Source organism: Mesorhizobium sp. P5_C1, assembly GCF_054049815.1.
The window spans coordinates 1-8,518 of record NZ_JBFULQ010000232.1 but is presented as its reverse complement, the minus strand read 5'-3'; the positions used below and the strand labels follow the sequence as shown (position 1 = coordinate 8,518).

Below are 8,518 nucleotides of genomic sequence, written 5' to 3'. Positions count from 1 at the left end.
GAGTGGGGGAGAGGTGGCTCGGCGAAGCCGAGACGGAGAGGGGGCCGCGTCCTACGAAAGCCCCCTCTCCGGCCGCTTCGCGGCCACCTCTCCCCCGCCTTTGGCGGGGGCGAGGAACCCAAGCTGGATGGCGGCCGGACACTCTCAGCAGATCCTTACTGGCCGTCCTTGTCCCTGAACGCCGCTTCGCCGGCAGCCGACACTTCTGCCCATTTCTGGTCGGGCGCGGCATCGTAATTGTCGTGCCAGTTCCACCAGCCGTAGAGCGGGGTCTGCGGATAGCCTTCGGGCGAGTCTTCCCAGATCTCCTGGCGGCCGAGCGGCGTTGCGTCGAGGTAGCTCCACACGGTGCCCATCGCCTCGTCCCCGCGGCTGTTGATGAAATAAGTGCGGAATACCCGGTCGCCGTCATGGATGAAGACGTTGTGGCCGTGCCATTCGTCGACGCCGAAGTCTTTGTCGAAGCTATCGGTGATGGTGTACCAAGGCATCTCCMAGCCCATCCGCTTCTTCAGCCGCGCAATGTCGGCCTGCGGTGCGCGCGAGGCATAGGCAAGCGTGGTGTTGCGGGCGTTGAGGTGGGCGAGATGGCCGACCTGGTCGGCGCCGAGCGAACAGCCGCGGCAAGCGTGATCGGGCCAGCCATGAACCCCTGGCTCGAAGAAGGCGCGGTAGACGATCAACTGGCGGCGGCCTTCGAACAAATCGAGCAGGCTCGCTTTGCCGTTCGGCCCCTCGAACACATAGGCCTTGTCCACTTCCATCCACGGCATGCGCCGGCGCTCGGCGGCCAGCGCGTCCTTGGCGCGCAGTGTGGCCTTCTCCTTCACCAGCAGTTCTTCGCGCGCGGCTTCCCACGCCTGCTGTGAAACGATTGGTGGGGTCTTCATTGCGGTGTGCTTGGTCATTGCTCGTCTCCTTTGTCAGTCTGTGGCGCCAGCGCGGCGCGTTGTTGCTTGCGGATCGTGAGGCAGGGTAGGGCGATGAAGCGCCCCGGTGGGAGTTACAAGTGTGACGGGATTTGAATGGGCAGGCCCGCCGCAGCAGGGGTGGCGCCCGGCGCGCTCGACCGTGTCGTTCGTCGCGAGGAGAGGCAGATCGTCGGAGTCAGGCATTGTCAATTGTCCTTTACGAGATGCTTAATATCGATACCTGAGATGCTCAGGCTACGAGTGCCGATATTGGCGTCAACGGCGGCCACGGCGCCTTCCGCCTGTCCTGATGGCTAGGTCATCATCCAAGTCATTGCTGTTTTCCCTGGTGTGCCGCCTGTTGCCGATACGGCTTGCTGGTTGGCGGTCATGACTTAAGTTAGGGCGGGCAGTGCWGGGGTGGGAGTTACAAGTGTGACGGGATTTGAATGGACTCGCTGATCACGGCAGCGGCATTGGCGCTGGCCGCGGGCGATCCACTCGGGGCGCTGGACCGCGTCGCCCTGCGCGAGGACGCGCCGGCGCTGGCGTTGCGCGGCATCGCGATGGCGCAGCTCGGCGACCTCGACCGCGCCAAGGCGCTATTGCGGCGGGCCGCGCGCGCCTTCGGTCCGAAGGAGGCGGTGGCGCGCGCCAGATGCGTCGTCGCCGAGGCGGAGATCGCACTGGTCTCGCGGGACCTCGGCTGGCCAGCCAAGGCGCTGGATGCTGCGCGGGCGACGCTGGAAAAGCATGGCGACCGGCTGAACGCCGCGCATGCCAGCCACCTCAAGGTGCGGCGCCTGCTGTTGATTGGCCGCCTCGATGAGGCTGAAGACGTGCTGGCCGGGCTCGATCCGGCGCCGCTCCCGCCAGCCTCGAGAGCCGCGCACGAACTGGCGGTCGCCGGCATCGCCATGCGGCGCCTCAAGACAAGGGCCGCGCGTACCGCGTTGGAGTGGGCGCGACACGCCGCCCGCCGGGCCGGCATTCCGGGGCTGATAGCCGAGGTCGACAACGCATTCCTGGCGCTGGGCGCGCCGGCGGCGCGGCTGATCGCGCGCGGCCAGCAGCGCCCGCTGCTACTCGAAGAGGTCGAGGCGCTGCAGGCGTCGCCGGCGTTGGTCGTCGATGCCTTGCGCTATCTCGTGCGCCAGCAGGAAACCATGGTCTCGCTGGCAACGCGGCCGGTTTTGTTTGCACTGGCGCGCACGCTGGCCGAAGCATGGCCGGCGGATGTGTCGCGGGCGACGCTTATCGCACAGGCGTTTGGCGGCAGGCACGCCGATGAATCGCATCGGGCCCGATTGCGGGTCGAGATCGGCCGGTTGCGCGCCGAACTGCGCACGCTTGCCGACATCAATGCCACGAGCCAAGGCTTTGCGCTGGCGCCGCGCCATGCGCTCGAAGTGGTGGTGCTGGCGCGGCCGATCGAGGAGCGGCACGCCGCGGTGCTGGCCTTGCTTGCCGATGGTGAATCCTGGGCGAGTTCGGCGCTGGCGCTGGCGCTTGGCACCGGCCAGCGCAGCGTGCAGCGGGCGCTGGAGCAGCTTGGCGAGGCCGGCAAGGTGCAGTCGTTCGGGCATGGCCGGGCGCGCCGCTGGATGACGCCGCCTGTGGCCGGTTTCACGACGACCTTGTTACTCCCGGCCCCGCTGCCAAACGGTTAGAGCATGATCCCCGAAAATGCTCGATCATCTCAGTGAGGACAAAGACATGAAACATTCAGCGGCCGAAATCCTGCGCGAATACGGACCCTTTCCGGGCGTCGACACCGTGCACGGGGTAAGCTTCGACGGGCGCAACGTCTGGTTTGCCTCCGGTGAGAAACTGAACGCCTTCGATCCGGAAAGCGGGCAGGCGCTGCGCTCGATCGATGTCGCCGCGCACGCAGGCACCGCCTATGACGGCCGGCATTTCTTCCAGCTTGCCGGGGATCGCATCCAGAAGATCGACCCCGACACCGGCAAGGTGCTGGCCTCCATTCCGGCGCCCGGCGGCGGGCGCGACTCCGGGCTCACCTGGGCGGAAGGAACGCTCTGGGTGGGCCAGTACCGGGAGCGCAAGATTCACCAGATCGACCCCGAAACCGGGGCAATCCTGCGCACCATCGAATCCAACCGCTTCGTCACCGGGGTGACCTGGGTTGACGGCGAGCTGTGGCACGCCACCTGGGAGGGCGAGCAGAGCGACCTGCGCCGCGTCGACCCGCAAACCGGCAAGGTTCTGGAGAAGCTCGACATGCCGGCCGGCATGGGCGTCTCGGGACTGGAATCCGATGGCGGCGAACGCCTGTTCTGCGGCAGCGTATCCGCCGGGGTGGTGCGGGCGGTGCGCCGGCCGAGATGAGCTCGCACCCGGCAAATTCGACCGCTGTCGACTGGTCGTTGCTCCCCGTCGAACCTAGATAGGGCATGCGCCGGGCGGACCGCCCGGATCATCTTTTGCAAAGGACCTGCCATGCCTGAACAGATACCGTCGAACGACGGCTCCGCCATTCCCCAGCTCGGACTTGGCGTGTGGCAAGTCGACCAGGATATCACCGCCCGGGTGGTGGGTTGGGGGATCGAGGCCGGCTATCGTCTGATCGACACCGCCGAGGGCTATCGGAACGAGGATGGGGTTGGAGAGGCGATCCGCAGCTCCGACGTGCCGAGAGGCGAGCTGTTCATCACCTCCAAGCTGCGCAACGGCGCACACCAGCGCGATGCGGCGCTGCGCGCCTTCGACGAGACGATGGAGAAGCTCGGCATAGAGCAACTCGACCYGTTCCTGATCCACTGGCCGGTGCCTAGCCAGGACAAATATGTCGAGGCGTGGAAGACGCTGGTCGAACTCAGGCAGGCCGGCCGCATCAAGTCGATCGGCGTTTCGAATTTCAACCAGGACCATCTTGAGCGGATCATCGGCGAGACCGGCGTGACGCCAGTGGTCAACCAGGTCGAGCTGCATCCCCAGTTCCAGCAGCGCGCTATCAGGGACTTTCATGCCAGCCACGACATCCGCATCGAAAGCTGGAGCCCGCTGGGCAGCGGTCGGCTGCTGAACGACCCGACCATCGCGGGCATTGCCGACAAGCATGGCAAGTCCGCGGCGCAGACGATTATCCGCTGGCACCTTCAGGAAGGGCTGATCGTCATTCCAAAGTCGATCCGCAGGGATCGCATCGCCGCCAATTTCGATGTCTTCGATTTCGAGCTGGATGCGCAGGACCTGCAGGCGATCCGGGGCATGGATTCGCCAAACGGCCGCACCGGCCCAAACCCCGCTACGGCGTCGTTCCTGTTCTGAGGGGAAGGCTCTCCCTTCTCCCCTTGTTTGTGGGAGAACGGCGCCTGCCTCAAGATCGCTCGATGGGCTGAGCGCCGGCCAGATAGCGATCGTTGTCAAACGGCTCGGCTTGATTGCTTTGCAGATCCCAAAGTTGTCGGTGGGTCGCCGGGAGATCGCCAAGATAGACATGAAGCGCGCCGGACCGTGCGCTGCCGGTGTTGGCGACCGAATGCACTGTATGCCGGGGCAGGTGCAGCACGACGGGCGCTGTGGAGTCCTGCCGTCGCGGGGCATCGAGCTTGCTGGCGGCATCGGGATAGATGAAGTTCGTCTCGCCACCCCTGTAGATGCCGATCAGTTCGTATGGTCGCCCAACACCGCCCTTATTCGTGCGAGGGGATCGGGACTTCCGGCAGCGTTGACGATATCATCGACAACCGCGTAGAGAGGCGAGCCAACCGGAACAGCCATTGCCAGTTATCCCTTTTGAGGTGACCAGATGATCATTCTGAGATGCTCAAGGCTACTTAAAGTCGATGGCGGCGTCAACCGGATCGCCAGAACGGAACAAGCATGACTCCTCGTGATTTGACTGCCGCATCGACGAAACCGGCACTGTCCACTGGCACGGCCGCGGCCCCGTCGACCGCCGATCTGCTGCGCAGCGAGCAGGCGTACGAGCAGATGAAGAGCGACATCGTCGCCTGCGTGCTTCGCCCCGGTGAAACGCTGACGGAAAAGCAGATTGGCGATCGATACCTGATCAGAAAGGCGACGATCCGCGCGGCGCTGACCCGGCTGATGCAGGAGGGGCTGGTCAGGAGCGAGCCGCGACGTGGCTATGTCATCACGCCACTGACGCTGCGCGATGTCACCGAGATCTTCGATGTCCGCGGTCTGATCGAGCCGGAAGTGTTCAGGGTGGGTGCGTCGGGGCTCACAGAGCGCGGGCTCGAAGATGTCAGGCAGGCAGCCAGGAAGGTGCTGAAGCCGGAGACGCTGCGCAGCCACGTTGCATTCCTGGCGGCGGATCGTGCCTTTCGTCTTGCCTTGGCGGAGCTGTCCGGAAATTCACGCCTGGCGCAGTTGCTGGGCCAGATACTCGACCAGTCGGAGAGGGCTCTCCACCTCGGATTCAGGTCGCGCGACTTCACGCAGCTGATCATCGGTCAGCAGAAAGACCTGGTTCATGCCTGCGAGGTGAGCGACGTTTCCGGCATCGTCAAGCTTGCCCGATCGCAGTGCCTCAATCTCAAGAAGCAGGTGCTCGAAGCCCTGCTGGCGGGCGCCAAGCTCCGGGAAACCAATCTGCAAGACTTCGCTTGATGGCCTGAGGCTTCGCGCCTCAAATCCCCGAGCCGTCGAGCTGCTGTGCGTCGTCACCCTCCCAGGGGGCCGGCATGGAGGCGCGGCTGAGATTGGCTGTCGGCAGCGGCATCCAGCATTTCAGTTCCGGTTCGGCGTATTCGACGACGCGTCCCGGCGAGGAGTCCGACGCGCGCCAGCCTTCGCTGGCGAACTGGTCGGCGCGCGACCAATAGGCGAGGTCGACTTCCGCCGGCCCCTGTTCGGACGGGCGAACCGTGACCAGGATGCGGCTGCCATCCCTCGGCGCTGTCGACATGTGGCGCCACCGTTCGGGCTCGTCCATCGCTTTTCCTCCTCGCATTTCCAGCGTCGGCGAAGTGTCGCCTCGCGCTCCGGGGCGGTCAACCCAAAGTTTGCGCCAGCGGGCGAGTCTCGACGATGTCGGAACTTGGCGGGATCAGGCGAGGTTGGCGACCGACATATACTGCGAGAGGGAACTTGAAAACGTCGGTCGCCAGGGGGCGGTTGGGACGCACCACGTTGGGGACGCGATGCAAGGTCAGGCTAAGCGGATGCGGCGCGGCTTCAATCGGAACGCCGTCACATGGTGAACAGCTGGTTACTATCCACAGGGCTCCCTTGTTGTGGATGATCCGGAGACGGTCCTTGGCCTGTGCGCAACACGGCGCGGGCGGCCATGCGCGCTCGACGGGCTGTGATCGGGTTGATAAGCCCGTCTGCGAAAGGAGCGCCTGAGTCGAGATGACCGTTGCGATCGAGATGGGACACACGACCGCAGGCGCCGCGGCGACGCTCGATCTCGAGGAGCTGCTGGCGACGCGCCTTTTGGTGCAGGGCAATTCGGGCTCCGGCAAGTCGCATCTGTTGCGGCGGCTGCTGGAGCAGAGCGCCCCCTGGGTGCAGCAGACCATCATCGACCCCGAGGGCGACTTCGTGTCGCTGGGCGACCGTTTCGGCCATCTGGTGATCGATGCCGAGGAGCATACCGAGCGCGGCTTGCAGAGCGCCGGCGAGCGGGCGCGCATCCACCGCGTCTCCACTGTGCTCAATCTCGAGGGGCTCGACGCCGAGAATCAGATGCGGCGGGCCGCCGCCTTCCTCGGCGGGCTGTTCGAGGTCGCCCGCGACCACTGGTATCCGATGCTGGTGGTGGTGGACGAAGCGCAGCTGTTCGCACCGGCAGTGGCCGGCGAGGTTTCGGACGAGGCGCGCAAACTCTCGCTTGGCGCGATGACCAATTTGATGTGCCGTGGCCGCAAACGCGGGCTTGCCGGCATCATCGCCACCCAGCGGCTGGCCAAGCTCGCCAAGAACGTCGCTGCCGAGGCGTCCAATTTCCTCATGGGCCGCACCTTCCTCGATATCGACATGGCGCGCGCCGCCGACCTTTTGGGCATGGAGCGGCGCCAGGCGGAGGCGTTTCGCGACCTGGAACGCGGCCAGTTCATGGCGCTCGGTCCAGCGTTGTCACGCCGGCCGCTCGGCCTGCGCATCGGCCCGACCGACACCAGTCCGCGCAACGGCACGCCGCGGCTGATGCCGCTGCCGGAAGCAGCGCTGGAGGACGCACGCGCCATCATCCTGGCAGCGCCGCCGCCCGAGACCGTGCGGCCGCAACGCCGGTCTTCGCCGGACCTGCTCGATCAACTAATGGCGGCGAAGTCGGCGGCACTCGAAATCCGCCCCGAGCCGGTGGAGCCGCAAATCAGCGCGGAGGACCTGGCCGAGCGCCGCGAGCGTGTGGACCGTGTGCTGCGCGCCATCCTGGCGCAGCCCGACGCGGGCTTCCGTGTCATCGGCGTGCTTTATCAAGAGTTCGTGGTGCGCTGCCGCATCGAGGGCCTTGCCTCGGTGGTGCCCGATCTGCCGGAGTTCCGCCGCATGCTGACGCGCGCCCGCGCCGGGCTCGGCTCCGACATGGCAGCAGGGGATGACGCCTGGCAGGACGTCTCGGTCCGCGCCTCGCTGCTGCCCGACGATATGCAGGGCGTGTTCATGATGATCGCCAGGGCGGCGAAGGAGGGCTGGCCTTGCCCGAGCGACGCTGCGATCGCCCGCGCCTATGGCTCCCACTCGCTGCGCCGTGCCCGGCGTCTCCTCACCTACATCGAGGAGCAAGGCCTCATTGTCTGCCAGCTCGACGGGGTAGGCCGGCGCACCGTGACGCTGGTCGAACTCGCCTGGGCGACGGCCCCGGGCGACCCCAATGCCGAGGAGGCGGAGCAGGGGCGCCTGGCGGTGTGAGGCGGCAGCCTCAGGTTTCCGGCCTGCCGCGAATTTGCGCCAGTGCCGACAGTCGCCAGCAGCCGCTGGCCGCACCTTTTCGGAACCATGCGCCTCATACCTGATGTCTCGGTTTCGAGCGCCAATGTTGTTCAAAATCCGCCATTTCGCATGCGCCCGCCGGCATTTTCCCCGCGAGAGTATGACCGCACCTTAACGTAGCGAGACGTCAAGATGCGGCCGATCTGGATGAGGTTCAGAAGCACAAAGAAGACATTCCAGCCGACCACGTTCATGAGCGGCGCCGGCTGGCTGTAGAAGTACACGGCGAGACAGATTGCTGCTGCAGTCGTCAGCATCCGCAGCCGCAAAATATCCAGCGTGAAGTAAGCGACCACATACATGATGTTCGCCATGTTTATAAGAATTTCCATTTTCCAATTCCATCTAGTTGCGAACGATCAAATACGATCGTGCTTCAGATGCTCTCGAACGGCATACGAGATTGCATCGCGTCGAAGGCCTATGTCCTTCAGGATATGGTCTGGCAGAGCGCGTAAAGCCCTCTCGGTTCTGCGAGCCTTCAGCCCAATCGAAACATGCTTGAGGTAGTGAAACATTGTTTTCTCCATTCGGTAGGATTCGCGGCGCTGGTATGCGGGCATGCCGCCTCCAAGCGCCGTCTGTTCATTGCCTGTTGGTTGCGTGATGCTGCCCCACGCTGAAGACGTGAGGCAGCAACTGGACTTCGTCAGGCGGCTGCTGTTGAAATCGGATCGTTT

At 65.1% G+C, this 8,518-nt stretch carries 10 protein-coding genes; 5 read left to right on the top strand and 5 right to left on the bottom strand.

What is annotated here, in order from left to right:
- Nucleotides 1-155 precede the first annotated feature (155 nt).
- Nucleotides 156-908: a DUF899 domain-containing protein gene (locus tag ACXJ7R_RS18450; RefSeq protein WP_457153096.1), complete on the bottom strand. Its 753-nt coding sequence runs from the start codon at nucleotides 906-908 to the stop codon at nucleotides 156-158.
- 452 nt (nucleotides 909-1,360) lie between these two features.
- Between ACXJ7R_RS18450 and ACXJ7R_RS18445 the strand changes: the two genes are divergently transcribed.
- The 3 genes from ACXJ7R_RS18445 (at nucleotide 1,361) to ACXJ7R_RS18435 (ending at nucleotide 4,202) form a co-directional block, all read left to right on the top strand.
- Nucleotides 1,361-2,581 carry a helix-turn-helix domain-containing protein gene (locus tag ACXJ7R_RS18445; RefSeq protein WP_457153095.1) on the top strand — a complete coding sequence of 407 codons (1,221 nt, stop codon included), beginning with the start codon at nucleotides 1,361-1,363 and terminating at the stop codon, nucleotides 2,579-2,581.
- 46 nt (nucleotides 2,582-2,627) lie between these two features.
- Nucleotides 2,628-3,260, top strand: coding sequence for a Vgb family protein (locus tag ACXJ7R_RS18440; protein WP_457153097.1), 633 nt, complete (start codon nucleotides 2,628-2,630; stop codon nucleotides 3,258-3,260).
- A 111-nt stretch (nucleotides 3,261-3,371) separates the two neighbouring features.
- Complete coding sequence (locus tag ACXJ7R_RS18435; RefSeq protein WP_457153094.1) at nucleotides 3,372-4,202, top strand: aldo/keto reductase; 831 nt, start codon at nucleotides 3,372-3,374, stop codon at nucleotides 4,200-4,202.
- 49 nt (nucleotides 4,203-4,251) lie between these two features.
- Here the strand turns inward: ACXJ7R_RS18435 and ACXJ7R_RS18430 are convergent, their stop codons facing one another.
- Entirely contained in the window at nucleotides 4,252-4,443 is a 192-nt protein-coding gene (locus tag ACXJ7R_RS18430; protein WP_457153093.1) for a hypothetical protein, read from the bottom strand.
- A gap of 314 nt (nucleotides 4,444-4,757) precedes the next feature.
- Here ACXJ7R_RS18430 and ACXJ7R_RS18425 point away from each other — a divergent pair, with 314 nt between their 5' ends.
- Nucleotides 4,758-5,510, top strand: coding sequence for a GntR family transcriptional regulator (locus ACXJ7R_RS18425; RefSeq protein ID WP_457153092.1), 753 nt, complete (start codon nucleotides 4,758-4,760; stop codon nucleotides 5,508-5,510).
- Nucleotides 5,511-5,529: 19 nt separating this feature from the next.
- Here ACXJ7R_RS18425 and ACXJ7R_RS18420 read toward each other — a convergent pair whose 3' ends face one another.
- Complete coding sequence (locus tag ACXJ7R_RS18420) at nucleotides 5,530-5,835, bottom strand: hypothetical protein (protein WP_095091288.1); 306 nt, start codon at nucleotides 5,833-5,835, stop codon at nucleotides 5,530-5,532.
- 419 nt (nucleotides 5,836-6,254) lie between these two features.
- Here ACXJ7R_RS18420 and ACXJ7R_RS18415 point away from each other — a divergent pair, with 419 nt between their 5' ends.
- Nucleotides 6,255-7,757 carry a helicase HerA domain-containing protein gene (locus ACXJ7R_RS18415; protein WP_457153091.1) on the top strand — a complete coding sequence of 501 codons (1,503 nt, stop codon included), beginning with the start codon at nucleotides 6,255-6,257 and terminating at the stop codon, nucleotides 7,755-7,757.
- Between the two features lie 131 nt (nucleotides 7,758-7,888).
- Here ACXJ7R_RS18415 and ACXJ7R_RS18410 read toward each other — a convergent pair whose 3' ends face one another.
- Both ACXJ7R_RS18410 and ACXJ7R_RS18405 read right to left on the bottom strand, forming a co-directional pair.
- The gene (locus ACXJ7R_RS18410) at nucleotides 7,889-8,170 is read right to left on the bottom strand and encodes a hypothetical protein (protein ID WP_457153090.1); all 282 of its coding nucleotides are present in this window, start codon (nucleotides 8,168-8,170) and stop codon (nucleotides 7,889-7,891) included.
- 27 nt (nucleotides 8,171-8,197) lie between these two features.
- Nucleotides 8,198-8,518, bottom strand: a 321-nt coding sequence (locus ACXJ7R_RS18405; RefSeq protein ID WP_457153089.1) for a DUF1127 domain-containing protein, incomplete at its 5' end; no start/stop codon positions are given.

Excerpts from the sequence above, each read along its gene's own strand:
- ACXJ7R_RS18445 (WP_457153095.1), top strand. The coding sequence starts at position 1,361 with ATGGACTCGCTGATCACGGCAGCGGCATTGGCGCTGGCCGCGGGCGAT.
- ACXJ7R_RS18440 (WP_457153097.1), top strand. The coding sequence starts at position 2,628 with ATGAAACATTCAGCGGCCGAAATCCTGCGCGAATACGGACCCTTTCCG.
- ACXJ7R_RS18425 (WP_457153092.1), top strand. The coding sequence starts at position 4,758 with ATGACTCCTCGTGATTTGACTGCCGCATCGACGAAACCGGCACTGTCC.
- ACXJ7R_RS18420 (WP_095091288.1), bottom strand. The coding sequence starts at position 5,835 with ATGGACGAGCCCGAACGGTGGCGCCACATGTCGACAGCGCCGAGGGAT.
- ACXJ7R_RS18415 (WP_457153091.1), top strand. The coding sequence starts at position 6,255 with ATGACCGTTGCGATCGAGATGGGACACACGACCGCAGGCGCCGCGGCG.
- ACXJ7R_RS18410 (WP_457153090.1), bottom strand. The coding sequence starts at position 8,170 with ATGGAAATTCTTATAAACATGGCGAACATCATGTATGTGGTCGCTTAC.